Genomic DNA, 23,869 nt, shown 5'->3' with positions numbered 1-23,869 from the left:
CCCCGGACGAGCCGGCCCGCGACGGCACGACACTACACCAACCTGTATTTCAGGTACAACCGTCCGGGAACGGCGCACGCGGTGCACGGATCGTGCCTGGCGGGCGCGTGGGCGGAAGGCGGGTGCGCGGGTCGAGCAGCCCGGCCGCAGTCTTTCGGCTGGCATGCAGGCACGAATTATGCCGTGATCCGGCCCGCCCGTGAACCCGCCAGCCGCACGCGTGCGCAAACCCTGTCGGAGGTCACCAGCCGGATACGACTAAGCGGGTATGATCAGGGCTGGCCCGTGGGGTCTGTTGCGGACGGTCCGATGGCAATGCATGCGCGTGCCCGATGTCAACAGGCCCTGGGGATCAATCGACGAGCGGGAGGAAAGGGAATGGCAGGAAACTTGGTGATCGTCTGCCGCGATCAGGATGCCGACGCGTTCTACGAATTGATGCAGGAGTACGGGTCGTTCCAGACGCGATTGTCGTCGACGGCGTGGTACCTGAACATGAACATCGTGCCTGAATCGCTGCAGGAGGAAATCCTGGAACGCCTCGGCCGGTATACGACCGTCTACATCTTCGAGGCCACCAGCGTGACCTACAACACCATCGACAGCAACGCGGCCGAGACGCTCGGTACGCTGTTCGGCGAATGATGCCGCGCGGCGCCGGCCCGGCCGGGCTGGCGCCGCAGCCGCTCATGCGGCCTGTGCGTGGCGTTCGTCCTTCGGCACGACCTCGAACGGGAACGTCATCGCGACGCGCAGGCCGCCTTCGGGGCGGTTGCCGATGTCGCACGCCCCGCCCAGCCTGAGTACGAGCCGCTCGACGATCGCGAGCCCGAGCCCGCTGTGGCCGTTGCCGCCGCGCGCGGGGTCGAGCCGCACGAACGGCCGCGTGGCCGCCGCGAGGTCGCGCGGCGCAATCCCGCCGCCGCTGTCGCTGACCGACAACACGTAGCCGGTCGACGTGCGCGCCGTCTCGACGAGCACGGGCGGCGCACCGTACGCATGGGCGTTGTCCAGCAGGTTCGACAGGATCCGGTCGAGCGTCGCCGTCGGCAGCCGGAAGCCCGGATCGGCGTCGAGCCGGGTCTGGACCGTCGGCGCATTCGGCGCGACCGCGCGATAGCTGCGCGCGATCCGCTCGCACGTCTGATCGACCGGCACCGGTTCGCTGCGATCGGACCCGCCGTGCGCAAACACCAGGAATTGATCCACGATGTGCGACATCGAATCGACGTCGCGCACGACGCCATCGCGCAACCGGACGTCGTCCATCATTTCCGCCCGCAGGCGCATCCGCGCAAGCGGCGTGCGCAGGTCGTGCGCCACGCCCGCCAGCATCACCGCACGGTCGCTCTCGGCTTGCGACACCTGTTCCACCATCTGGTTGAAGCCATGCGTGAGCTGGCGCAGCTCGCGCGGGCCGCGCTCGCGCAGCGGCGGCACCGGTTGGCCGCGGCCAAAGCGGCCGACCGCGCGCGCCAACGAACGCAGCGGCTGCTGCAGCTGCCAGGCGGCGAACAGCGCGGCGATCACGCCGGCCGAGAAGATCGTGCCGAGCCACAACAGCATCCGGTCGAGCGAGCGTGGCGGCCGCAGCGGCTGAACCGGCACCACGATCCAGTTGCGGTCGGTCGGCTCCTTCACCCACAGCACCGGCGGATGGCCGGGCGCGCCGATCTCGACGCGCGTGCCGGGCGGCATCCGCTCGCTCACGTCGTCGCGGAACCGCTTGAGCGGCGCCGGCAGGTTCTCGTCGCCGCCCTTCGGCACGTCGGCGCTGTCCGGCGTCACGAGCCGCACGCGCGACGGCAACGGCTGGTCGGGCGTGCGCTCGACGTGCTGGCGCACCGCGTCGACCAGGAACGCGGCCTCCTCGACCGCATAACGCGTCTGCATCTGGTTGCGCTCGAGCCGCATCGCGAAAAACCACGCGAAATGCGACAGGAGCAGGACGCCAACGACGAGCAGCGCCAGCCGCCCGAACAGCGAATCAATGGGTTTGCGCATGGGCCTCGCCGTCGGGCACGAACACGTAGCCGCGCCCGCGCACCGTCTGGATGAAGCGCGGCGTCGACGGATCCGTTTCGAGGATGCGGCGCAGGCGCCACACCTGGACGTCGATGCCGCGGTCAGTTCCGTCGTACTCGGGCCCGTGCAGCAGCTCGAGCAACCGCTCGCGCGTCAGCGTGCGCAGCGCATGGTTCACGAAGATCTTCAGCAGCGCGAATTCACTGCTCGACAGCGTGGCCGGCTTGCCGTCGACCGACAGCGTGCGCGCCTGGAAGTCGAGCACGAAGCGGCCGAATGCGAACGGCTCGCGCTGTTCGGGAGCCGCCGCCGACGGCGTCGCGCGGCGGCGGCGCAGCACGGCCTGCACGCGCGCGAGCAGCTCGCGCGGGTTGAATGGCTTGCCGAGGTAGTCGTCCGCGCCGAGCTCGAGCCCGACGATGCGGTCGACGTCGTCCGCGCGGGCGGTCAGCATGATCACGGGGATGTCGTCGCCGGCCGCGCGCAACTGGCGCAGCGCGGTGAGGCCGTCGACGCCCGGCATCATCAGGTCCAGCACGATCAGGTCGGGCCGCTCGCGCTCGAGGCGCTTCTCGAGCGTCGCCGCGTCGTGCAGCACGGACACTTCCATCCCCTGGCGCACGAGGTAGTCGCGCAGCAGGTCTCGGAGTTCTTGGTCGTCGTCGACGATGAGGATCTGGGTAGTCATGGCTCGAAGTTTACCGCGCGAGGGCGGGGTCAAAGAACGAAACAAAGGGACGAAAGGGTTACTGCGGGTTACCGCGCAAGGCAAGTGTAATGCGCGGTAACCCAGCCGCCGCCCCACGTAACACCGGCAGCGGCCTGCATCGCTAACCTGCGTCTTACCGGATGCGGTACTCGGCGTTCCCGGCACCGCATCGCCGGACCCTTTGGATACAAGGAGTTTCTGAAATGTATAAGAAGACTTCCCGCGTGGCCATCGCGGCCGCCACCGTGCTCGCTCTCGCATTCGGCACCGCGCATGCCGCGCAGCCCGACGACATGCCGCCTCCGGGCGGCCCCGGCGCCCACCAGATGCACGGCGGGCACGAAGGCGGCCCGTTCGGCGCCATCATGAAACTGCACGACCAGCTGAAGCTCAATGCGTCGCAGGAACAGCAATGGCAGGCGGCCGTCAACACGATGAAGCAAAATCGTGAAGCGATGCGCAAGAGCCACGAGCAGATGCGCGACCAGTTCAAGGCGCAGCAGAACCAGCCGATCCTCGACCTGAACGCGATGCACTCGGCACGCCAGCAGGCCGAGTCGCAGAACGCGCAACTGCGCGAGCAGACGTCCGCCGCGTGGCTCACGTTCTACAACGGGCTGAACGACCCGCAGAAGACGATGGTCAGCACGGCGCTCAAACAGCAGTTCGCGAAGATGGAACAGCGCCACGAGAAGATGAAGGAGCGCTGGCAGCAGCATCGCGCGGCCAAGGCCGCGTCGGCGCCGGCGCAGTAAGCCGGCGGGCCGCTCCCCGGAGCGGCATCGAAGGGGACGCGGGCACCGGCCCGCGTCCCCTTCTTGCGTTTCAGGCCACGTCGAACAGCAGCACCTCGGCCGCCCGGCCGCGCGCGAACGACACCGCGTCCACGTCGCCGATCCGCGCGCCGTCGCCCGCGGCCAGCGCGCGGCCGTTCACCTCGAGGTCGCCGCGCACCACGTGCACGTATGCGCGGCGCCCGGCCGGCACGTCGAACGCCGCCGCTTCATCGCCGTCGATCAGCCCCGCGAAGATGCGTACGTCCGCCCCGATCGACAGCGCGCCATCGCCACCGTCCGGCGCCGCCACCAGCCGCAGCCGCCCGCGTTTCTCGTCGTCGGCAAAGCGCGTCTGCGCGTAGCCGGGACGGCCGCCCGCGCCGGCCGGCGCAAGCCAGATCCGCAGCAGGCGCAACGGCTCGTCACGCGATGCGTTGGTTTCGCTCAGCATGACGCCGGTGGCGGCGCTCACGCGCTGCACACCGCCCGCGCGGACGATCGCCCCGTTGCCGAGGCTGTCGCGATGCGCGAGCGCGCCGCCGAGCACGTAGGTGACGATTTCCGCGTCGCGGTACGGCCGCATCCCGTAGCCGCGGGTCGGTGCGATGCATTCCTCGTTCAGTTCGCGCAACGCGCCAAACGCCGACGGCCCGCTTCGGCCGGACGAGAGAGGAAAGCTGTGAAGAAATTCGTGCCAGCCATGGCTGCGCTGGTCGCGATCGGCGGCGCGGCGGATCTGGAACATGGGACGGACACTCCGTGAGATGCTCTGTTCTGGTATGCCGTCACTTTATGAGTGTGCCAATCGCGCCACAATCCGCCGCTTGCGCACCGCATCGTTGCACCCGCGGTTGCAATCGATGCAATGCTCAATGCGAATGCGACGATTATCGCAACAGCCGGATCAATGTGTCGAAGAATCGATCGGTCCGCCCGGATTGCCGGTTTCCGGGTATCGCGTTCGGGTAAAATACCGGCCTTTTGGCGTTCGCCGTTGCGGCGGCCGCCATTGCCAGAGCGCCGATCGGCGATTTTTGGCCGTCTAGAATACGCCGCGGCGCCCGGTCCAACCGGCCGCGAGCGCTCCCGGAAAGTCAGCAACAAAAGGATGGAAATGAAGAAGGCCGCCCTGTGCGCCGCCCTCGCCCTCGTGGCGGGCAGCGCCTTCGCGAAGGAGTGGAAGACCGTGCGGATCGGCGTCGACGCCAGCTACCCGCCGTTCGAGTCGACCGCGCCGAGCGGCGAGATCGTCGGCTTCGACGTCGATCTCACCAAGGAAATCTGCAAGCGAATCAACGTGAAATGCGTGTGGGTGGCGCAGGATCTCGACGGGATCATCCCGGCGCTGAAGGCGAAGAAGTACGACGTCATCGTGTCGTCGCTGACCGTCACGGACAAGCGCCGCGAACAGATCGACTTCTCCGACAAGGTATACGACGCGCCGGCGCGGATGATCGCGAAGACCGGCTCGCCGCTGCTGCCGACGATCGCATCGCTGAAGGGCAAGCGCGTGGGCGTCGAGCAGGGCTCGACGCAGGAAACCTACGCGAAGGCGTACTGGGAGCCGCAGGGCGTGACGATCATTCCTTACCAGAACCAGGACCAGGTCTATGCCGATCTCGGCTCGGGCCGTCTCGACGCGACGCTGCAGGACGAGCTGCAAGCCGACTACGGTTTCCTGCGCACGCCGCGCGGCAAGGGCTTCGCGTTCGCCGGGCCGGAAGTGAAGGATCCGAAGACGATCGGCGACGGCACCGCGATCGGCCTGCGCAAGGAAGATACGGACCTGAAGCTCAAGATCAACAAGGCGCTGGCCGACATGCACAAGGACGGCACGTACGACCGGCTGTCGCACAAGTATTTCGCGTTCAGCGTCTATTCGGCTTCGGCCCGCTGAGCAACGAAAAGAAGCGGCAACGGATGCGGGGGCGGCCCCGCATCCGCGCAGTACAGGCAGTCGACCACGCGCCGCCCGCCCCCTCGCCCGCCGCTCGCGCGACGGACAGGCCCGGCACCGTTGCCGGGGCGGACGGTCATGATACGCACGGGGCGTTCCGCGCAGCTTGGCGGACGCGTCTTTCGCGGCGCACCGCGTGCGCCCTAAGGGACCACACCAGGGACCACATATGTTTCTACAAGGTTACGGCCCGCTGATCCTCGCTGGCACCTGGCAAACCGTCAAGCTGGCGGTGCTTTCGCTTGCGCTGTCGTTCCTGCTGGGCCTGCTCGGCGCGGGCGCGAAGCTGTCGCGCAACCGGTTCACGAACGGCGTCGGCACCGTCTACACGACGCTGATCCGCGGCGTGCCCGACCTCGTGCTGATGCTGCTGCTGTTCTACAGCCTGCAGATCTGGCTGAACATGGCGACCGACGCACTCGGCTGGGACCAGATCGACATCGACCCGTTCCTCGCCGGCGTGCTCGTGCTCGGCTTCATCTACGGCGCGTACTTCACCGAGACGTTCCGCGGCGCGTTCCTGTCGGTGCCGCGCGGCCAGCTCGAGGCCGGCAGCGCGTACGGGATGACGAGCTGGCAGGTGTTCACGCGGATCATGTTCCCGCAGATGATGCGCTTCGCGCTGCCGGGCATCGGCAACAACTGGCAGGTGCTCGTGAAGTCGACCGCGCTCGTGTCGATCATCGGGCTCGCCGACGTCGTGAAGGCGTCGCAGGATGCCGGCAAGGGCACGCTGCGGTTCTTCTTCTTCACGCTGATCGCGGGCGCCGTCTACCTCGCGATCACGACGATCTCGAACTTCGTGCTGATGTGGCTCGAAAAGCGCTACTCGACCGGCGTCCGCAAGGCTGACCTATGATCGAACTCATCCAAGAATACTGGCGCAACTATCTCTATACCGACGGCTATCGCATCACCGGTGTCGCGATCACGCTGTGGCTGCTGGTCGTGTCGATCGGCCTCGGCTTCTGCCTGTCGATACCGCTCGCGGTCGCGCGCGTGTCGAAGAAGAAGTGGCTGTCGAGCGCCGTGTGGCTCTACACGTACGTATTCCGCGGCACGCCGCTCTACGTGCAGCTGCTGCTCTGCTACACGGGCCTCTACAGCCTGCAGGCCGTGCGCGGCACGCCGATGCTCGACGCGTTCTTCCGCGACGGGATGCACTGCACGCTGCTCGCGTTCACGCTGAACACCTGCGCGTACACCACCGAGATCTTCGCGGGCGCGATCAAGGCGACGTCGTACGGCGAGATCGAAGCCGCGCGTGCGTACGGGATGTCGACGTTCACGATGTATCGCCGCGTGATCCTGCCGTCGGCGCTGCGCCGCGCGCTGCCGCTGTACAGCAACGAAGTGATCCTGATGCTGCACGCGACCACCGTCGCCTTCACCGCGACCGTGCCGGACATCCTGAAGATCGCCCGCGACGTCAACTCGGCGACCTACATGTCGTTCCATGCATTCGGCATCGCCGCCCTGCTCTATCTCGTGATCTCGTTCACGCTCGTGTGGCTGTTCCGCCAGGCCGAGCGCCGCTGGCTCGCGTATCTGCGCCCGCAAGGCAAGTAAGTTTTCGCAGGACTATTGATGAATTCCCAGACTCAGAAGCTTTTCGTCGACGATCTGCACAAGCGGTACGGCGACAACGAGGTGCTCAAGGGCGTGTCGCTGAAGGCGAACTCGGGCGACGTGATCAGCGTGATCGGCTCGTCCGGCTCCGGCAAGAGCACGATGCTCCGCTGCATCAACTTCCTCGAACAGCCGAACGCCGGCCGCATCTTCGTCGACGGCGAGGAAGTGCGCACCGCCCTCGACAAGGCCGGCGCGCTGCGCGCGGCCGATCCGAAGCAGCTGCAGCGCGTGCGCACCAAGCTGTCGATGGTGTTCCAACACTTCAACCTCTGGTCGCACATGAACGTGATCGAGAACGTGATGGAAGCGCCCGTGAACGTGCTCGGCATCCCGAAGAAGGAAGCCGAGGAGCGCGCCCGCGCATATCTCGAGAAAGTCGGCCTCGCGCCGCGCGTCGAGAAGCAGTATCCGTCGCACCTGTCGGGCGGCCAGCAGCAGCGCGTGGCGATTGCGCGCGCGCTGGCGATGCATCCGGACGTGATGCTGTTCGACGAGCCGACGTCGGCGCTCGACCCGGAACTGGTGGGCGAAGTGCTGAAGGTGATGCAGAAGCTCGCCGAGGAAGGCCGCACGATGATCGTCGTCACGCACGAGATGGGTTTCGCGCGCAACGTATCGAATCACGTGATGTTCCTGCACCAGGGCCGCGTCGAGGAAGAAGGCGTGCCGTCCGAGGTGTTCGCCAACCCGAAGAGCGAACGCCTGCGCGGGTTCCTGTCGGGCAGCCTCAAGTAACGCACGCCGCACGAGCGGGCGCCCGCGGTTCGCCGCGCGGCGCCCGTTTTGCGTTTACGCGGTCACCGGCGCGCCGTCGGCGAACGCGCGCAGTTCGTCGCCTGCAAGCCGGTAGCGCACCCATTCGCTCTGCGGCGCCGCGCCGACGCTCTCGTAGAAGCGGATCGCCGGCTCGTTCCAGTCGAGCACGCTCCACTCGAAACGCCCGCAGCCCGACTCGACCGCGATCCGCGCGAGCGCCTTCAAGAGCCGCAGCCCGGCGCCCGCACCACGAAAACGCGGCGACACGTACAGATCCTCGAGATACAGCCCCTGCCGGGCAAGCCACGTCGAATACGAGAAGAAATACACGGCGAAGCCGGCCGGCTCGCCGTCGACCTCGCACATCAGCGCGCGCGCCGGCGATCCCTCGCCGAACAGGCTGCGCTCGAGCGACGCGGGCGTCGCGATCACTTCGTGTTCCGCCTTCTCGTAGATGGCCAGCTCGGTGATGAAACGCAGGATCTGCGGCACGTCGGCGACGGTGGCGGAACGGATGTCGATTTGCACGGGTTGAGCCCTCCGGCCCTGACTTGAAACGGAATACGGCGCCGCGCAGCCGCGCTGGCGCCAATCAGGTCGTCATGCTACGTTCACGCTGCGCCTGCAGGAAGTGCAGTTTCTTCATCTGGACCTGAACATGATGCATCCCGATCTGCGCCGCCTCGACCTGAACCTGCTGCTCGTGTTCGATGCGCTGTACCGTCACCGCTCCGTCGCCGCGGCCGCACACGAACTCGCATTGAGCCCGTCCGCGCTGAGCCACGCGCTTGCACGGCTGCGCGACGCGATCGGCGACGCGCTGTTCGTGCGCCTCGGCAACGAGATGCAGCCTACCGTGCGCGCCGACGACATCGCGACCTGGGCCGGCGACGCACTCGACGCGATGTCGAAGGGGCTCGCCCGCGCGCGCCGCTTCGATCCCGCGCACAGCGACCGCACGTTCGTGTTCGCGGCGACCGACTACACGGCATTCGCCGTGCTGCCGGCGTTTCTCGCCCGCATCCAGCATGTGGCACCACGCTTGCGGATCCGCGTCATCCATTCCGACCGGAAGATCTCCGTCGACGAACTCGCGGCCGGCCGCATCGATTTCGCGCTCGGCTACCACGAGGAATCAGCGGCCGACGCACCCGGCATCGAGGACTTCGACTGGTTCTCCGACGACTACGTCGTGATCGCGAGCGCCACGCATCCGGACATCCGCCGGCGGCTGACGCTCGACCAGTACCTGGCGGCACGCCACGTGGTCGTCACGCCGTGGAACGAGTCGCGCGGCGTCGTCGACCATGTGCTCGACCGGCTCGGCCTCGCGCGCCAGGTCGCCGTGCAGTTGCCGACCGTGCTGGCCGCGCCGTTCGTGATCGCGGAATCCGCGCTGCTGATGACCGTGCCGCACCGCGCCGCGCAGGCGCTGCGGCACGCCGCGCCGATCCGCATCTTTCCGGCGCCGTTCGAGATCCCGCGCTACACCGTGAAGGTCTACTCGCACGCGAAACATGCGCGCACCGATGCGCATCGCTGGATTCGCGCGCAGTTGCTCGACGCAAGGCCGGAGCCTGCCTGACCGACGCACGCCGATGCATCGCGTGGCGCGTGACCGAACGGGCACGACAAGCACCGGCTGGCGGCGTCCGGCAGCCGCCCGTTCATTACGAAATACTTACCAATTTCTCATGCCGGGCGCTTACGCTTGCGCCCTCGCAACGTCAATAGTGGCAATCCTTGACCCCTGTTTGTGAAATTCGTGTCTGCCTTGCGGGACAAGGGTTTTCCGTTAATTGCAAACCCTTGGCGCACCGGTTGCGCACCGTGTTGCATGGCAATTTGACGACAGGTGTTAGTCAAACAACGATTTCCATCGCCACAAAATTGTATTTTTGCTAAATTAGTAACCAAAGTAGCAAAACGAAGTTCGTGAAATGTAGTTTAGCTTCACGACACTACAAGGAGACCCCGCAGGCCGACCCGGCTGCGCGGGACCAATCAACGGTTTTCCGTCCGCTTGCCCGCGTGCTGCGCTTACCGGCCCTGCACGAGGTCTCCCTGGTTATCCCGCTTTTGCCCGGCGCTCGCGCTCCGGGCATCTCGTGCAGTCTGGGTTGACTTTTTGACAGGGTATGGAGGAGATGATGAAGAAAGCTTTGGTCGCGGCCGCGCTGATGGCTGCTGGGGTGGTGACGGCGCACGCGCAGAGCAGCGTCACGCTGTATGGCCGCCTGGATGCCGGCATCGAGTACATGAACGGCCTGCAAAACGGCCACCAAGTGCGCGCGGAAAGCGGCGACTGGGGCACGAGCCTCTGGGGCTTGAAGGGCACCGAGGACATCGGCGGCGGCAACAAGATCCTGTTCCACCTCGAAGGCGCGTTCAACACGATGACGGGCGGCTTCAGCGGCTCGATCTGGGATCGTTATGCGACGGTCGGTATCTCCAACGACCGCTACGGTACGCTGCTGTTGGGTCGCGAACTCGCGATCGCCAACGGCGTGTGGGACTTCGACCCGTTCGGCCAGTCGGCCTGGTCGACGGCATCGCTGGTGCGCGGCCGCAACTGGAACAAGACCAGCAACAACGTGTCGTACCAGTCGCCGCAGTTCTACGGCCTCGACTTCTACGGCCAGTTCTCGTTCTCGAACTCGACCAGCTTCAACGGCAACACGACGGCCGGCGCAGCGGGTCGTGCGATGGGCGCTCAGGTTACCTATACCAATTCGCTGTTCCAGTTGCGCGGCATCTACGATGAGACCCGCGACAGCAACGGCCGCTTCTCCGACGTGTTCACCTACTCGCGTGAATATTTCGCAGGTGCAAACGTGTTCCTCGGCCAGTTCAAGCTGCAGGCGGCGTACCAGGTATCGCGCGCGGACGGCACCGGCATCGTACCCGCGAACAACGGCATCACCGGCACCCAACAGGTCTGGGGCGGCGTGACGTGGCAGGCGACGCCGGCAGCGGCGCTGATCGCGGCCGCGTATCACGTGAACGCGAACCACGGCGGCGGCAACGCGAACATCTACACGGTCGGCGGCTCGTACAACATCTCGAAGCGCACGCTGTTCGACCTGCAGGTCGCTACGGTGCGCAACAGCAAGAACGCCAACTTCGGCCTGAACGCGAACGGCGCCGGTACGGCCGTGTCGACGGGCAACCCGAATCCGGGCGGCAGCCAGACCGGCGTCTACGCCGGTATCCAGCACCTGTTCTGATCAGGCGCCGTACTCAAAGAATCGATTCGACGACGTTTTCCACGCTGCTGCGAGAGGCGCGTATCGGTGCGGTACCCAACCGGGTATCGCACCGTTTTTTATTGGCGGGCCGGTTTCGTGCGGCCCACTGACGAATGCGGCGCTCAGACGGCCGCTTCGTTCTCCTCGCCGGTGCGGATGCGGATCACGCGCTCGACGTCCGACACGAAGATCTTGCCGTCGCCGATCTTGCCGGTGCGCGCCGCGCCGATCACCGCGTCGATCACCTGGTCGACCTGCGCTTCCGCGACGACCACCTCGATCTTCATCTTCGGCAGGAAGTCGACGACGTATTCGGCGCCGCGATACAGCTCGGTATGGCCCTTCTGGCGGCCGAAGCCCTTCACTTCCGTCACGGTCAGGCCCGTGAGACCCACTTCGGCGAGCGCTTCGCGGACTTCGTCCAGCTTGAACGGCTTGATGATGGCGGTGATGCGTTTCATGATGGTTGTCCCTCAATGCTCGTTTGGATGAAAAATCGCGATCCCGATTGTAAGCCGGCGAGCCGCGCACGGCGCGACACGGCTCAATCGAGCCGTTCGGTAAAGCGTGACGTGATCGGGTAGCGCCAGTCGCGCCCGAATGCGCGATGCGTGACGCGAATGCCGATCGGCGCCTGGCGGCGCTTGTATTCGTTGATCTTGATGAGCCGCGTCACGCGCTCGACGTCGGCCTGGGCATAACCCGCCGCGACGATCTCGGCGAGCGGCCGGTCCTCTTCCATGTACATCCGCATGATCGCGTCGAGCACGTCGTACGGCGGCAGGCTGTCCTGGTCGGTCTGGTTCTCGCGCAGCTCGGCCGACGGCGCGCGCGTGAGGATCCGCTCGGGGATCACGTCGCGCAGCAGGTAATCGGCCGTTTCGTTGCGATAGCGGCAGAGCCGGTACACGAGCGTCTTCGCGATGTCCTTGATCACCGCGAACCCGCCGGCCATGTCGCCGTACAGCGTGCAGTAGCCGACCGCCATCTCGCTCTTGTTGCCGGTCGTCAGCACGATCGAGCCGAACTTGTTCGACAGCGCCATCAGCAGCGTGCCGCGAATGCGCGCCTGGATGTTTTCTTCCGTCGCGTCTTCCGCGCGGCCCGCGAACTCGCCCGCGAGCGATGCGCGGAACGCATCGAACATCGGCGCGATCGCGATCTCGTCGTAGCGCACGCCGACGCGCCGCGCCATTTCCGCCGCGTCGGTGGTCGAGATGTCGGCCGTGAAGCGCGACGGCATCATCACCGCGCGCACGCGCTCGGGCCCGAGCGCATCGCATGCAACGGCCAGCACCAGCGCCGAATCGACGCCGCCCGACAGCCCGATCAACGCGCCCGGAAACCCGTTCTTGCCGATGTAGTCGCGCACGCCCGTCACGAGCGCGCGGTACACCTGCGCCTCCGTCGACAGCTCGGGCGCGATCGCGCCCGGCAGCGGCCGCGCGCCGTCGAATTCGACGATCGCGTGCCCTTCGTCGAACTGCGGCATCTTCGCGACCAGCGCGCCCTGCGCGTCGAGCACGAACGAGCCGCCGTCGAACACGAGCTCGTCCTGCCCGCCGACGAGGTTCACGTACACCATCGGCAGCCCGGTTTCGCGAATCCGCGCGCGCAGGATGTCGAAACGCACCGCTTCCTTGTTCATGTGGTACGGCGAGCCGTTCGGGATCAGCAGCACCTGCGCGCCGGCCGCCTTCGCGATCTGCGCGGCCGATGCGTGCCACGCGTCCTCGCAGATGATCACGCCGAATTTCACGCCGTTCAGCTCGAACACGAGCGGCTCGGCGTCCGTCGCGAAGTAGCGCTTCTCGTCGAACACCTCGGCGTTCGGCAGATCCTGCTTGCGGTAGGTGCCGACGATCTCGCCGCCGACGATCAGCGATGCCGCGTTGTAGGTATCGGTGGGCGGCACGCCGCGCTCGATCGGGCGGTTTGCATTACCATCGACGGCTGACGCGTGCATGCCTTCGCCCGCGCCGCGCAGCGGATGACCGACCAGCACCGCGAGCCCGTCGAACGCCTTCAGGGCGTCGGCGAGCGCGTCGAGCGCAGCCGCGGCCGCCGCATAGAACGCGGGCCGCAGCAGCAGGTCTTCCGGCGGATAGCCGGACAGCGCGAGTTCGGGCGCGACCATCAGCTGCGCACCATCGTTGTGCGCGGCGCGTGCGGCCGCGACGATCCGCGCGACGTTGCCGGCGAAGTCGCCGACGGTGACGTTGATCTGGGCGAGAGCGAGTCGGGTCTTCATGGCGGGATCGGCGCAGCCCGGCGGCGCGCCCTGAACGGCTGACGAAAACGTCCCGGTGCGGGCCGCGCAGGCCCGCGCATCCGGCGACACAGAATGGTACGGATTCACGCTTGAAACACGAACGCATCGATTATCGCACGGGCATCCTGTCGTCCCCCGCGGAGGTGCCGGCCGAGGAATGGAACGCGCTGCTTGCCCGCGACGCGCAGCCGACGCCCTTCCTGCGCCACGAATTCCTCGACGCGCTGCACGTCGCGCGCTGCGCGGTCGACGATACCGGCTGGTCACCCCATTTCGTCACGCTGACCGACCCGCGCACCGGCCGCCTCGCGGCCGCCGCGCCCGTCTATGCGAAACAGCATTCGTACGGCGAATACGTGTTCGACTGGGCGTGGGCCGACGCGTACCAGCGCAACGACCTGCCCTACTACCCGAAGCTGCTGTGCGCGGTGCCGTTCACGCCCGTGCAGGGCACGCGCCTGCTCGCGGCCGACGACGACGCGCGCCGCCGGCTCGCGGCCACGCTGCTCGCGTTCGCCGAGCAGAGCGACGTGTCGTCGCTGCACGTGCTGTTCCCGACCGGCGACGAAGCGGCGCTCCTCGAATCGATGGGGATGATGCTGCGTGAAGGCGTGCAGTTCCACTGGATCAACGACGGCTACCGCCACTTCGACGATTTCCTCGGCACGCTCGAGCAGAAGAAGCGCAAGAACATCCGCGCGGAGCGGCGCAAGGTGCACGATGCGGGCGTGACGTTCCGGCGGCTCACCGGCGACCGGATCACCGACGCCGACTGGCGGTTCTTCTCGCGCTGCTACCGGCAGACCTATCGCGAACACTATTCGAGCCCGTACCTGAACCTCGACTTCTTCCGCACGATCGGCGCGACGATGCCCGAGAACCTGCTGCTCGTGATCGCGGAAGCCGGCGGCCAGCCGATCGCGAGTGCGCTCGCCGTCTACCGGCGCGGCGAAAGCGGCGGCGGCACGCTGTACGGCCGCTACTGGGGCGCGGTCGAACATGTGCCGTGCCTGCATTTCGAAACGGCCTACTACCAGTTGCTCGAATTCTGCATCGAGGCCGGGCTCGATACGTTCGAAGGCGGCGCGCAGGGCGAACACAAGCTCGCGCGCGGCTTCCTGCCGACCGTCACGCACTCCGCGCACTGGCTCGCGCACCCGGCGTTCTCGGACGCGGTCGCGCGCTTTCTCGAACGCGAGACCGAGCATATTCACGCGTACGTCGACGAACTGCGCGAACACGATCCGTTCCGGCGCGGCACCGGGTAACGCGAGACGGCCCGCGCGCCGGCCCGCATCGGAAGCATCCGGCGCGTGGCCGGCCGGGGCGCCGCCCCGGGCCCGCCCGATGCATGACGCGGCCGGTCAGCGCGCCGCGAGCGACACCGCCTGCGACAGCGCCTGCGGATCGCGCGACGACGCGGCGGCCGTGAGCGTATAGCTGCCCGCACTGACCCGCCATGCATGCGTGGTCACGTCCCAGGTCGCGAAACGCTGCGACGGAATCGCAATGCCGACCGTGCGCGCTTCGCCAGGCTGCAGCGTGACCTTGGTCCAGCCGACGAGCCGCTTCGGCGGCTCGCCGAGCGATGCGGGCAGCGCCGCATAGACCTGCACCGTCTGCACGCCGGCCCGCGCGCCCGTGTTCGTCACGGTCACGCCGACCGTCACGTTGCCCGATGCATCGGCCGCCGCGGTCATCCCGGAAAGCGTGTACGTCGTGTACGACAGCCCGTAGCCGAACGGGAACAGCGGCTCGATTCCCTTCGTGTCGAACCAGCGATAACCGTACGCGAGGCCTTCCGCATAGACCGATTGCTGGCTCGCCGGATCGATCGCCGGCTGCGGCAGATCGGCTTCCTGCTTCGGGAACGTCAGCGGCAGCCGGCCCGACGGGTTCGCATCGCCGAACAGCAGGTCGGCGATCGCCTGGCCGCCCTGTGCGCCCGGATACCACGCTTCGAGCACGCCATGCACGTTCGCGAGCCACGGCATCAGCACGGGACTGCCGTTCTCGAGCACGACGATCACGCGCTTCGCCTTCGCCGCGACCGCGGCGATCAGCGCGTTCTGGTCGTACTGCTGGTTGTACGGGTCGGCCTTCGCGTCCGGCAGCGACAGGCTCGCGAGGTCGAGCCCTTCCGTCTGCCACTGCGTCGCGAACACGATCGCGACATCGGCCTGCGCGGCCGCGCTCGCCGCAGCATTCGCGTCGGTCCCGTCGAGATAGCTGACCGATGCGTTCGGCGCCTTCGCGCGGATCGCCGCGAGCGGCGCGGACTTGTACCAGGTCGCGCAGCCGCCGAACAGCATACCGGCCGGTTGCTGACAGGTCGTCACCGCGTTGCCGTCGATCGCCGGCACCGCGCCCGAGCCGCCGCCCGACAGCACGCCCGCGTCCGCATGCCCGCCGATCACGACGACCGACTTCAGCGCGCCGGCCGCCAGCGGCAGCACGGACTGCGCATCGCCGGGCGCGGCCGCGTTCTTCAGCAGCACCGCGGATTGCCGTGCGATCGCGAGCGCATCGGCGTTGCCGGCCGCTTCGTCGATCGCGCCGCCCGGCTTCGGCGGCGCGTCCATCACGCCGACGCGGATCAGCGTGCGCAGCTTGCGCTGCACCATGTCGTTCAGCCGCGACGCAGACACGCTGCCGGCCTGCAGCGCCGCGCGCAGCTTCGTGTTGAAGAACGAGCCGAGCGGCGCGTTGTTGTCGTCCGCCGCGCCCGGTTCCTCCTCGTCGAGCCCCGCCTGTACGGCCGCGACCGTCGAATGCGTCGCGCCCCAGTCCGACTGCACGACGCCCTTGAAGCCCCATTCGTTCTTCAGCACCGTCGTCAGCAGATACGGGTTCTCGCACGCATACACGCCGTTCAGCTTGTTGTACGAGCACATCACGTTGCCCGGCTGGCCGTCCTTCACGGCAATCTCGAACGCGAGCAACTCGGCCTCGCGCATGGTTCGCTCGTCGACGACCGAATCGATCGTCATCCGGTTGGTTTCCTGGTCGTTGAACGCGAAATGCTTGATCGTCGCGATCACCTTCTGCGCCTGCGTCGCCTGCGTGCGCGCGGCGCCAAGCGTGCCCGCGAGCACCGGATCCTCGCCCATGTATTCGAACGTGCGTCCGTTGCGCGGCTCGCGCGCAAGGTTCACGCCGCCGCCGAGCCCTTCCGCGAAGCCGAGCGCGCGCAATTCGAGCGCGATGCGCGTGCCGTAGGTGCCGGCGAGCGCCGGATCCCACGTCGCGGCGAGCGCGACCGGCGCGGGCAGCGCGGTCACGCGCGCATTCTTCACGTTCACGCCGCCTGCCGAATCGGCGCTGCTGACGCCCGGAATGCCGAGCCGCGGCACGCCCGGGATGTAGCTCGCGCCGTTCAGCGCGTCGGCCGGAAACGGGCCGCCCAGGTCGAGCGCGGGCATTCCCGTGCCGTGCACGAGCTGCAGCTTCTCGTCGGTCGTCAGTTGCGCGACGAGCGCGGCCGCGCGCCGGTCGGCCGCGGCATCGGGGTCGGCCGGCGCGGCCGGGCCTGCGTGGATGTCGTCGCCGCCGCACGACGCGAGCAGCACCGTGAGCGCGCACGCAGACGCAATCGTCGAACACCGGAACAGCGAAGTTTTCATTGATCCTCCTGAATCGATCTGTTGTACTTGTCGCCACACTCCAGCGTCCGAGTCTAAGAATCGACCGGTCACCACGCTTGACCGGCAGGAGCATGCGTTGACCTCTCGCAGCGGGGACAAACCCGAACGGCATGACGACAGGGAGACAGGCATGGAGCTGCGACAGAAATCGGTATCCGTCCGGATATACCGCTGGCTGTGCGAAGACGCGCGCGCGAACGGCGTCGACATCGCCCCGCTATACGAGACGCTCGGCATCGGGCCGGCCGAGCTCGCCGACGACACGCGCCGCATCGCGGGCGACCGGCACGTCGCCGCGATGCGGCTGACGAGCGCGTGGCCGCTGTCCTGGTACCGCTCGCCGCCGCACGCCGTGCCGTGGCTCGTGCCGTTCCCGGAACTCGCGGGCGTCACGTGCAACGCGGCGACGCTGCGCGACGCGCTGCACGGCTACCTGCGCTATCGCGAGCTGATCGGCAACGTCGACTGGATCTTCGCGCACGAGAACGGCGACGCGATCGCGATCGAATACGTGAACGAAGGCGATGGCCGGCACGCGGGCAGCGCGCTCGCGAACCTGGCGATCCTCGCGGCGCTCGCCCGCCTGTACGATCCGCACGTGCGTGTCGACGGCGCGGAATTCGCCGGCCGTGCGTTGGTGCCCGCGGCCGCGCTGCGCGACATGCTCGGTGCGCCGGTGTCGTTCGATGCCGCGCACAACCGCATCGTGCTGCGCTCCGCGCACTTCGACACGCCGTTCGAGCGCTACAACGCACCGCTCGCCGACATCCAGCGTCATGCGGCCGACACCGCGCGCGACCGGGTTCGCGTGCGCTCGACGTTCGGCTCGTCCGTCGAGCAATGCGTGCGCGACTGGCTGCGTACCTCCGACGACGCCGACGTGCCGACCGACACGCTGATGCAGCACGTCTGCACGCGCTTCGCGATGTCGCGCTGGACACTGCGCCGGCGCCTGCATCGCGAAGCGGTCGGGTTTCATGCGCTCGTCGCGCAGGCGCGGCTCGGCGAAGCGCGCGACCTGCTGTTGAACACGCAACTGCCGATCGGCGAGATCGGCGTACGGGTCGGCTTCCGTTCGACGAGCGCGTTCACGCGCTTCTTCACGCGCGAACTCGGCGCGGCACCGAGCCGCTTCCGCGACGGGCATGGCGACCGGTGGCGTTGACGGGCACTTTTTCTGAGACACTGGCGGCTTCGCATCCCGCCGCCCTGCCATGTCCTGGTTTCTGTATCTGATCGAATGCGCCGACGACAGCGTCTACACCGGCATCACGACCGACGTTGCCGCGCGCTTCGACGACCACGCCTCCGGCAAGGGCGCGCGCTACACGCGCTCGCGCAAGCCGCGTGCGGTGCTCGCCTCGTTTCCGCTGCCCGACCGGTCGAGCGCGTCGCGCGCCGAATACTGGGTGAAGCGGCTTACACCCACGCAGAAGCGTGAGCTGGCGGCAGGGCTGAGGACGCTGGAATCGGTGCTGCCGACGGGGGTGGCAGTCGACGGGAGCGGTGAGGTTGCAGGATTGAAGGCCGGTACGCGCGGGCGGAAGAAGGTGAAGAAGGCAGAGGACGTCGATAGCGCGACGCAGACAGCTGAAATTGAGCAGCCTGACGCGAAGACGGCAAAAGCCGGGAAAGCCGGGAAAGCCGGGAAAGCCGGGAAAGCCGGGAAAGCCGGGAAAGCCGGGAAAGCCGACAAGTCTGCGAAAACCGCGAAGCCGCGACAAGCCGCCCAGGCACCGAAGGCGGCAAAAGCCGCGCCGGTCGCGAAGCGCGACGGCGATGCGGTCGCAAAAAAGACCGCATCGCGCAGTACGCCGTCGCAAAAGAACCGACAGGGCGCGTCTCCGTCGTCGAAAGGAAAAGCGCCATCAGCCAGCGGCAAGCCCGTCACGAACGGACGCGACACTCCTGCCCCCGCGCCGACTCGCCGCCCGACGTCGGCCACGAAAACCGCCGAAGCCGCCGTGCCCTCCGTTGCCGCTCGACGCGCCAAACGCGCAACGGGCACGACGGGCGCGAAGGTCGCGTTGGCCACCGCCGCCCCGCCCGCATCCCCTTCCGCACGCAAGCAGACCGCACGCACAAAACAAAACCGCGCGGCCTCCTGAGGAGACACGCGCGGTTTGCGTTTCGCACGAACCGGCCGTCGGCCGGTATGCCGCTTACTTCTTGTAGTTCGCTGCGCCGTCGGCGATTTCCTTGTGCGCGGCTTCGATGCCGGCCCAGCCTTCGACCTTCACCCACTTGCCCTTCTCGAGCGCCTTGTATTGCTCGAAGAAGTGCTTGATCTGATCCTTCAGGTACTCGGGCACGTCGTCGATCGACTTCAGGTTGGCCGTCATCGGGCAGACCTTGTCGTGCGGCACGGCGACCAGCTTCGCGTCGACGCCCGACTCGTCGGTCATCTGCAGCATGCCGAGCACGCGCGAACGCACGATCGAGCCCGCCAGCAGCGGGAACGGCGTGATCACCAGCACGTCGACCGGATCGCCGTCGCCCGACAGCGTCTGCGGGATGTAGCCGTAGTTCACCGGGTAGCGCATGCCCGTGCCGATGAAGCGGTCGACGACGAGGAGGCCCAGTTCCTTGTCCGCCTCGTACTTCACCGGATCGCTTTGCGCGGGAATCTCGATGATCACGTTGAAATCTTGCGGCAGGTCCTTGCCGGCCGGAACATGATTGAAGCTCATGAGCACTCTCTGTAGGTCGATGGGAATTCGGGACAGGGCGCCGCGGCCGATGCACCGCCGCAGGCGCCCCGCAAGGCAATGCGCCATTATAGCCAATCGACCGGTGGCGTCCGGATGACGATCGGCCGATAATCGTTCCGGATGCCCGGCCGTCGGACCGCCGGCCGCGTTATGTGGAATCGATGCGGGCGTTGAAGTGGTGTCGCCGGTCGACGGCGAAGCATGGAGCTCGAGTAAACGCAAAAGCGCTCATTCGGATCTACCGCAAAGTATGGGATCCGAGCAGGCGCTGAAGCGCTAAACCGGGTCGACCGCAAAGCATGGGACCCGAGCAGGCGCTGAAGCGCTAACCCGGGTCGACCGCAAAGCATGGGACCCGAGTAAGCGCTGAAGCGCTAACTCGGGTCGACAGGAGCTGGCATGGAAGAGGCGAAGCACTTCATCGCGGGCGAATGGACGTTGCCCACGCAACTGGAAACCATCGCGGTCGTCGATCCATCCGACGGCCAGCCATTCGCATCGATCGCCCGCGGCACGGCGCCCGACATCGAGCGCGCGGTCGCCGCGGCCCGCGACGCATTCGCGGGCCCGTGGGGCGCCGCCAGCGCCGCCGAGCGCGGCCGCGTGCTGATGCGGCTGTCAGCGCGTGTCGCCGCCGCGATCGAGGAACTCGCCGCGATCGAGGCGCGCGACACCGGCAAGCCGCTGAAGCAGGCACGCGCCGACGCCGCCGCGCTCGCGCGCTACTTCGAGTTCTACGCAGGCGCCGCCGACAAACTGCACGGCGAAACCCTCCCCTATCAAGCCGGCTACACGGTGCTGACGGTGCGCGAGCCGCACGGCGTCACGGGCCACATCGTGCCGTGGAACTACCCGATGCAGATCTTCGGGCGCAGCGTCGGCGCCGCGCTCGCGGCCGGCAACGCATGCGTCGTCAAGCCGGCCGAGGATGCGTGCCTGTCGTTGCTGCGCGTCGCCGAGCTGGCCGCCGAGGCCGGGTTGCCGGCCGGTGCGCTCAACATCGTCACCGGCTACGGCCATGAAGCGGGTGCCGCGCTCGCACGCCATCCCGGCATCGACCACATCTCGTTCACGGGGTCGCCGGCCACCGGCAAGCTGGTGACGCAGATGGCGGCCGAGAACCACGTACCCGTCACGCTCGAACTCGGCGGCAAGTCGCCGCAGATCGTGTTCGCCGATGCCGATCTCGAAGCGGCGTTGCCCGTGCTCGTGTCCGCGATCGTGCAGAACGGCGGGCAGACCTGCTCGGCCGGCAGCCGCGTGCTGATCGAGCGCGCGGTGTACGAGCCGCTCGTCGAGCGCCTCGCCACCGCGTTCAACGGGCTGCGCGTCGGCCCGAGCCGAGCCGACCTCGATTGCGGCCCGCTGATCAACGCGAAGCAGCAGCAGCGCGTGTGGGATTTCCTGTCCGACGCGCAGCACGACGGCATTCCGATGGCCGCGCACGGGCAGGTCGTCGCCGACGCGCCCGAAAGCGGCTTCTACCAGGCGCCCGCGCTGTTGCGCGACGTGCCGCCGTCGCACCGGCTCGCGCAGGAGGAAGTGTTCGGCCCCGTGCTCGCCGCGATGCGTTTCGTCGACGAAGACGAAGCCGTCGCGCTGGCGAACGGCACGCCATACGGCCTCGTCGCGGGCATCTGGACGCGCGACGGCGCACGCCAGATGCGTGTCGCGCGGCGCCTGCGGGCGGGCCAGGTGTTCATCAACAACTATGGCGCGGGCGGCGGCGTCGAGCTGCCGTTCGGCGGCGTCGGCCACTCGGGGCATGGCCGCGAGAAAGGCTTCGAGGCACTGTACGGCTTCACCGTGCTGAAGACGATCGCGATCCGGCACGGCTGATTGCGTAGCAAGCAGCACGCGGCACGTGGCCGGCAGCGCCCGGCCGCGTGCCGAAACACGACGGCACTCATATCCAGCACAGGAGACACACCATGCGGTTGAGCGGCAAGACGGCAATCGTCACGGGCGGAGGCTCGGGGTTCGGTGAAGGCATCGCGAAGACGTATGCGCGCGAAGGCGCGAACGTCGTCGTCAACGACCTGAACGGCGCGGCGGCCGAGCGCGTCGCGAGCGAGATCGCGCTCGCGGGCGGCAAGGCCATCGCGGTGGCCGGCGACGTGTCGAAGCGGGATGACTGGCACGCGCTGCTGCAGGCCACGCTCGACGATTTCCGCGCGGTGCAGATCGTCGTGAACAACGCGGGCACCACGCACCGCAACAAGCCGGTGCTCGACGTGACGGAAGCCGAATTCGACCGCGTGTACGCGGTCAACATGAAGAGCCTGTTCTGGTGCGTGCAGACCTTCGTTCCCTACTTCCGCGAACAAGGCGGCGGCGTGTTCGTGAACGTCGCGTCGACGGCCGGCGTGCGGCCGCGCCCGGGCCTCGTCTGGTACAACAGCACGAAGGGCGCGATGATCACCGCAAGCAAGTCGCTCGCGGCCGAACTCGGCGCGGATCGCATCCGCGTGAACTGCATCAACCCCGTGCTCGGCGAAACGGGGTTGATGACGGAATTCATGGGCTGCGAGGATACCCCCGATAACCGCAGCCGTTTCCTCGCGACGATCCCGCTCGGCCGCTTCTCGACGCCGCAGGACATCGCGAACGCGGCGCTTTACCTCGCATCCGACGAGGCCGAGTTCATCACGGGCGTCTGCCTCGAAGTCGACGGCGGGCGCTGCATCTAGCCGTATCCGGGCTGCCCGGCCGGCACAATGTTCACACAGGCATCGCACGAAACCGGGTCCGGCGCCCTGCGCCCGCCCCGGCCCATGACAAACCCAACAAAAAGGACAGGAGACAACATGGCAACATCGACGCAGTCGCTGCCGGGCTCGTCCGGCGCATTCGAGGAAGCGACCTACCGCAAGGTGTCGTGGCGACTCACGCCGCTTCTGCTGCTGTGCTACGTGGTCGCGTATCTCGACCGCGTAAACGTCGGATTCGCGAAGCTGCAGATGGCGAGCGACCTGAACCTCAGCGATACCGTCTACGGGCTCGGCGCCGGGATCTTCTTCTTCGGCTACTTCCTCTTCGAAGTGCCGAGCAACATCATCCTGCACAAGGTCGGCGCGCGCGTGTGGATCGCACGCATCATGGCGACGTGGGGCGTGATCTCGATCCTGACGATGTTCGTCACGACGCCCACGATGTTCTACGTGATGCGTTTCCTGCTCGGCGTCGCCGAAGCGGGCTTCTTCCCCGGCGTGATCCTCTACCTCACCTACTGGTACCCAGCGCACCGGCGCGGCCGCATGACGACGTTCTTCATGACGGCAGTCGCCTTGTCCGGCGTGATCGGCGGGCCGCTCTCGGGCTTCATCCTGAAGGCATTCGACGGCATGAGCGGGTGGCACGGCTGGCAATGGCTGTTCCTGCTCGAGGGTATTCCATCGGTGCTGGTTGGCGTCGTCGTGTTCCTCAAGCTGGACGAGCGGATCGAGAAGGCAAACTGGCTGACCGACGACGAAAAGGCGCTCCTCGCGCGCAACGTCGATGCCGAAGAAGCCACCAAGGAAGACCTGCCGCTCGGCGCCGTGATGTCGAGCCCGCGCGTGTGGCTGATGGCGCTGATCTACTTCTCGTTCGTGATGGGGCTCTACGGCGTCGGCTTCTGGCTGCCGACGATCATCAAGGCCACCGGCGTGACCGACACGTTCATGATCGGCCTGCTGTCGGCGATTCCGTATGGCGCCGCAGTGGTCGCGATGATCCTGATCGCACGCAGCGCGGACCGGCACCGCGAACGCCGCTGGCACGTCGCGATTCCGGCCGCGATCGGCGCGCTCGGGCTCGTGCTGTCGGTGATCTGGGCGCACCAGACCGCGCTCGCGATGCTCGGCCTCACGCTCGCGACGATCGGCATCCTGACGACGCTGCCGCTGTTCTGGAGCCTGCCGACCGCGTTCCTCGGCGGCACCGCGGCCGCGGCCGGCATCGCGATGATCAACTCGATCGGCAACCTCGCCGGCTTCCTCAGCCCGTACATGATGGGCTGGCTCAAGCAGGCAACGGGCGCCAACGATTCAGGCATGTACGTGCTTGCCGGGTTCCTCGTGCTCGGCGGGCTGCTGGCGCTGTCGGTGCCGAAGCGGCTGGTCGACAAGTGATGCGGAGCGCGACACGATCATGACGAC

At 67.4% G+C, this 23,869-nt stretch carries 22 protein-coding genes; 14 read left to right on the top strand and 8 right to left on the bottom strand.

Features of this window, described 5'->3' with window-relative positions:
* Positions 1-378: 378 nt before the first annotated feature.
* Positions 379-645: a hypothetical protein gene (locus tag LGN17_RS23155; RefSeq protein ID WP_014896379.1), complete on the top strand. Its 267-nt coding sequence runs from the start codon at positions 379-381 to the stop codon at positions 643-645.
* 42 nt (positions 646-687) lie between these two features.
* Here the strand turns inward: LGN17_RS23155 and LGN17_RS23150 are convergent, their stop codons facing one another.
* On the bottom strand, positions 688-2,004 hold the full coding sequence (locus LGN17_RS23150) for an ATP-binding protein (RefSeq protein ID WP_175951042.1): 1,317 nt from the start codon (positions 2,002-2,004) through the stop codon (positions 688-690).
* Positions 1,988-2,713: a response regulator gene (locus tag LGN17_RS23145; protein ID WP_009693256.1), complete on the bottom strand. Its 726-nt coding sequence runs from the start codon at positions 2,711-2,713 to the stop codon at positions 1,988-1,990. Before LGN17_RS23145 ends, LGN17_RS23150 begins: the two co-directional genes overlap by 17 nt.
* A 224-nt stretch (positions 2,714-2,937) precedes the next feature.
* Between LGN17_RS23145 and LGN17_RS23140 the strand changes: the two genes are divergently transcribed.
* Positions 2,938-3,489 (top strand): periplasmic heavy metal sensor, encoded by a 552-nt coding sequence (locus LGN17_RS23140; protein ID WP_226198777.1) that lies wholly within the window; start codon positions 2,938-2,940, stop codon positions 3,487-3,489.
* 70 nt (positions 3,490-3,559) lie between these two features.
* Here the strand turns inward: LGN17_RS23140 and LGN17_RS23135 are convergent, their stop codons facing one another.
* Complete coding sequence (locus LGN17_RS23135) at positions 3,560-4,255, bottom strand: pirin family protein (RefSeq protein WP_226198776.1); 696 nt, start codon at positions 4,253-4,255, stop codon at positions 3,560-3,562.
* Between the two features lie 369 nt (positions 4,256-4,624).
* Between LGN17_RS23135 and LGN17_RS23130 the strand changes: the two genes are divergently transcribed.
* The 4 genes from LGN17_RS23130 (at position 4,625) to LGN17_RS23115 (ending at position 7,834) form a co-directional block, all read left to right on the top strand.
* Positions 4,625-5,407 (top strand): ABC transporter substrate-binding protein, encoded by a 783-nt coding sequence (locus tag LGN17_RS23130; RefSeq protein WP_175951039.1) that lies wholly within the window; start codon positions 4,625-4,627, stop codon positions 5,405-5,407.
* A gap of 229 nt (positions 5,408-5,636) precedes the next feature.
* Positions 5,637-6,326 (top strand): ABC transporter permease, encoded by a 690-nt coding sequence (locus tag LGN17_RS23125; RefSeq protein ID WP_027786761.1) that lies wholly within the window; start codon positions 5,637-5,639, stop codon positions 6,324-6,326.
* A complete protein-coding gene (locus LGN17_RS23120) occupies positions 6,323-7,036 on the top strand; it encodes an ABC transporter permease (protein WP_059233487.1) in 714 nt (237 codons plus the stop codon). Before LGN17_RS23125 ends, LGN17_RS23120 begins: the two co-directional genes overlap by 4 nt.
* 18 nt (positions 7,037-7,054) lie before the next feature.
* On the top strand, positions 7,055-7,834 hold the full coding sequence (locus tag LGN17_RS23115) for an ABC transporter ATP-binding protein (protein WP_226198775.1): 780 nt from the start codon (positions 7,055-7,057) through the stop codon (positions 7,832-7,834).
* A 54-nt stretch (positions 7,835-7,888) separates the two neighbouring features.
* Here the strand turns inward: LGN17_RS23115 and LGN17_RS23110 are convergent, their stop codons facing one another.
* Positions 7,889-8,383, bottom strand: coding sequence for a GNAT family N-acetyltransferase (locus LGN17_RS23110; protein WP_226198774.1), 495 nt, complete (start codon positions 8,381-8,383; stop codon positions 7,889-7,891).
* Positions 8,384-8,513: 130 nt separating this feature from the next.
* On the opposite strand from LGN17_RS23110, the gene LGN17_RS23105 reads away from it, so the two are divergent.
* Both LGN17_RS23105 and LGN17_RS23100 read left to right on the top strand, forming a co-directional pair.
* Positions 8,514-9,440 carry a LysR family transcriptional regulator gene (locus tag LGN17_RS23105; protein WP_226198773.1) on the top strand — a complete coding sequence of 309 codons (927 nt, stop codon included), beginning with the start codon at positions 8,514-8,516 and terminating at the stop codon, positions 9,438-9,440.
* Positions 9,441-10,002: 562 nt separating this feature from the next.
* On the top strand, positions 10,003-11,082 hold the full coding sequence (locus LGN17_RS23100; RefSeq protein WP_226198772.1) for a porin: 1,080 nt from the start codon (positions 10,003-10,005) through the stop codon (positions 11,080-11,082).
* 143 nt (positions 11,083-11,225) lie between these two features.
* On the opposite strand, the gene LGN17_RS23095 is transcribed toward LGN17_RS23100, so the two are convergent.
* Positions 11,226-11,564 (bottom strand): P-II family nitrogen regulator, encoded by a 339-nt coding sequence (locus LGN17_RS23095; protein WP_006398637.1) that lies wholly within the window; start codon positions 11,562-11,564, stop codon positions 11,226-11,228.
* A gap of 83 nt (positions 11,565-11,647) precedes the next feature.
* A complete protein-coding gene (locus tag LGN17_RS23090; RefSeq protein WP_226198771.1) occupies positions 11,648-13,354 on the bottom strand; it encodes an NAD+ synthase in 1,707 nt (568 codons plus the stop codon).
* Between the two features lie 110 nt (positions 13,355-13,464).
* On the opposite strand from LGN17_RS23090, the gene LGN17_RS23085 reads away from it, so the two are divergent.
* Positions 13,465-14,643 carry a GNAT family N-acetyltransferase gene (locus tag LGN17_RS23085; protein ID WP_226198770.1) on the top strand — a complete coding sequence of 393 codons (1,179 nt, stop codon included), beginning with the start codon at positions 13,465-13,467 and terminating at the stop codon, positions 14,641-14,643.
* Between the two features lie 96 nt (positions 14,644-14,739).
* Here the strand turns inward: LGN17_RS23085 and LGN17_RS23080 are convergent, their stop codons facing one another.
* The gene (locus tag LGN17_RS23080) at positions 14,740-16,998 is read right to left on the bottom strand and encodes a glycoside hydrolase family 3 C-terminal domain-containing protein (protein ID WP_226198769.1); all 2,259 of its coding nucleotides are present in this window, start codon (positions 16,996-16,998) and stop codon (positions 14,740-14,742) included.
* 151 nt (positions 16,999-17,149) lie between these two features.
* On the opposite strand from LGN17_RS23080, the gene LGN17_RS23075 reads away from it, so the two are divergent.
* Together LGN17_RS23075 and LGN17_RS23070 are read left to right on the top strand one after the other, a co-directional pair.
* Positions 17,150-18,184 carry a helix-turn-helix transcriptional regulator gene (locus LGN17_RS23075; RefSeq protein WP_226198768.1) on the top strand — a complete coding sequence of 345 codons (1,035 nt, stop codon included), beginning with the start codon at positions 17,150-17,152 and terminating at the stop codon, positions 18,182-18,184.
* Between the two features lie 49 nt (positions 18,185-18,233).
* Complete coding sequence (locus LGN17_RS23070; RefSeq protein WP_226198767.1) at positions 18,234-19,127, top strand: GIY-YIG nuclease family protein; 894 nt, start codon at positions 18,234-18,236, stop codon at positions 19,125-19,127.
* A gap of 54 nt (positions 19,128-19,181) precedes the next feature.
* Here the strand turns inward: LGN17_RS23070 and ppa are convergent, their stop codons facing one another.
* A complete protein-coding gene (ppa, locus tag LGN17_RS23065) occupies positions 19,182-19,709 on the bottom strand; it encodes an inorganic diphosphatase (RefSeq protein WP_027786751.1) in 528 nt (175 codons plus the stop codon).
* Between the two features lie 420 nt (positions 19,710-20,129).
* On the opposite strand from ppa, the gene LGN17_RS23060 reads away from it, so the two are divergent.
* The 3 genes from LGN17_RS23060 (at position 20,130) to LGN17_RS23050 (ending at position 23,842) form a co-directional block, all read left to right on the top strand.
* Positions 20,130-21,569 (top strand): aldehyde dehydrogenase family protein, encoded by a 1,440-nt coding sequence (locus LGN17_RS23060; RefSeq protein WP_226198766.1) that lies wholly within the window; start codon positions 20,130-20,132, stop codon positions 21,567-21,569.
* Between the two features lie 92 nt (positions 21,570-21,661).
* Entirely contained in the window at positions 21,662-22,420 is a 759-nt protein-coding gene (locus LGN17_RS23055; protein ID WP_226198765.1) for an SDR family oxidoreductase, read from the top strand.
* Positions 22,421-22,537: 117 nt separating this feature from the next.
* Entirely contained in the window at positions 22,538-23,842 is a 1,305-nt protein-coding gene (locus LGN17_RS23050) for an MFS transporter (RefSeq protein WP_226198764.1), read from the top strand.
* The last annotated feature ends 27 nt before the right edge of the window (positions 23,843-23,869 follow it).

The sequence above is a fragment of the Burkholderia sp. AU30280 genome, from assembly GCF_020420125.1.
GTDB lineage: Bacteria > Pseudomonadota > Gammaproteobacteria > Burkholderiales > Burkholderiaceae > Burkholderia.
Note: the sequence above shows the minus strand (reverse complement) of the source record. Positions and strands in the feature narration are given on the sequence as shown.

Coding starts and splice junctions, on each gene's coding strand:
- LGN17_RS23155 (WP_014896379.1), top strand. CDS start 379: ATGGCAGGAAACTTGGTGATCGTCTGCCGCGATCAGGATGCCGACGCG.
- LGN17_RS23150 (WP_175951042.1), bottom strand. CDS start 2,004: ATGCGCAAACCCATTGATTCGCTGTTCGGGCGGCTGGCGCTGCTCGTC.
- LGN17_RS23075 (WP_226198768.1), top strand. CDS start 17,150: ATGGAGCTGCGACAGAAATCGGTATCCGTCCGGATATACCGCTGGCTG.
- LGN17_RS23070 (WP_226198767.1), top strand. CDS start 18,234: ATGTCCTGGTTTCTGTATCTGATCGAATGCGCCGACGACAGCGTCTAC.
- LGN17_RS23145 (WP_009693256.1), bottom strand. CDS start 2,713: ATGACTACCCAGATCCTCATCGTCGACGACGACCAAGAACTCCGAGAC.
- LGN17_RS23115 (WP_226198775.1), top strand. CDS start 7,055: ATGAATTCCCAGACTCAGAAGCTTTTCGTCGACGATCTGCACAAGCGG.
- LGN17_RS23135 (WP_226198776.1), bottom strand. CDS start 4,255: ATGTTCCAGATCCGCCGCGCCGCCGATCGCGACCAGCGCAGCCATGGC.
- LGN17_RS23080 (WP_226198769.1), bottom strand. CDS start 16,998: ATGAAAACTTCGCTGTTCCGGTGTTCGACGATTGCGTCTGCGTGCGCG.
- LGN17_RS23130 (WP_175951039.1), top strand. CDS start 4,625: ATGAAGAAGGCCGCCCTGTGCGCCGCCCTCGCCCTCGTGGCGGGCAGC.
- LGN17_RS23090 (WP_226198771.1), bottom strand. CDS start 13,354: ATGAAGACCCGACTCGCTCTCGCCCAGATCAACGTCACCGTCGGCGAC.
- LGN17_RS23125 (WP_027786761.1), top strand. CDS start 5,637: ATGTTTCTACAAGGTTACGGCCCGCTGATCCTCGCTGGCACCTGGCAA.
- LGN17_RS23140 (WP_226198777.1), top strand. CDS start 2,938: ATGTATAAGAAGACTTCCCGCGTGGCCATCGCGGCCGCCACCGTGCTC.
- LGN17_RS23095 (WP_006398637.1), bottom strand. CDS start 11,564: ATGAAACGCATCACCGCCATCATCAAGCCGTTCAAGCTGGACGAAGTC.
- LGN17_RS23120 (WP_059233487.1), top strand. CDS start 6,323: ATGATCGAACTCATCCAAGAATACTGGCGCAACTATCTCTATACCGAC.
- LGN17_RS23060 (WP_226198766.1), top strand. CDS start 20,130: ATGGAAGAGGCGAAGCACTTCATCGCGGGCGAATGGACGTTGCCCACG.
- LGN17_RS23055 (WP_226198765.1), top strand. CDS start 21,662: ATGCGGTTGAGCGGCAAGACGGCAATCGTCACGGGCGGAGGCTCGGGG.
- LGN17_RS23050 (WP_226198764.1), top strand. CDS start 22,538: ATGGCAACATCGACGCAGTCGCTGCCGGGCTCGTCCGGCGCATTCGAG.
- ppa (WP_027786751.1), bottom strand. CDS start 19,709: ATGAGCTTCAATCATGTTCCGGCCGGCAAGGACCTGCCGCAAGATTTC.
- LGN17_RS23105 (WP_226198773.1), top strand. CDS start 8,514: ATGATGCATCCCGATCTGCGCCGCCTCGACCTGAACCTGCTGCTCGTG.
- LGN17_RS23100 (WP_226198772.1), top strand. CDS start 10,003: ATGATGAAGAAAGCTTTGGTCGCGGCCGCGCTGATGGCTGCTGGGGTG.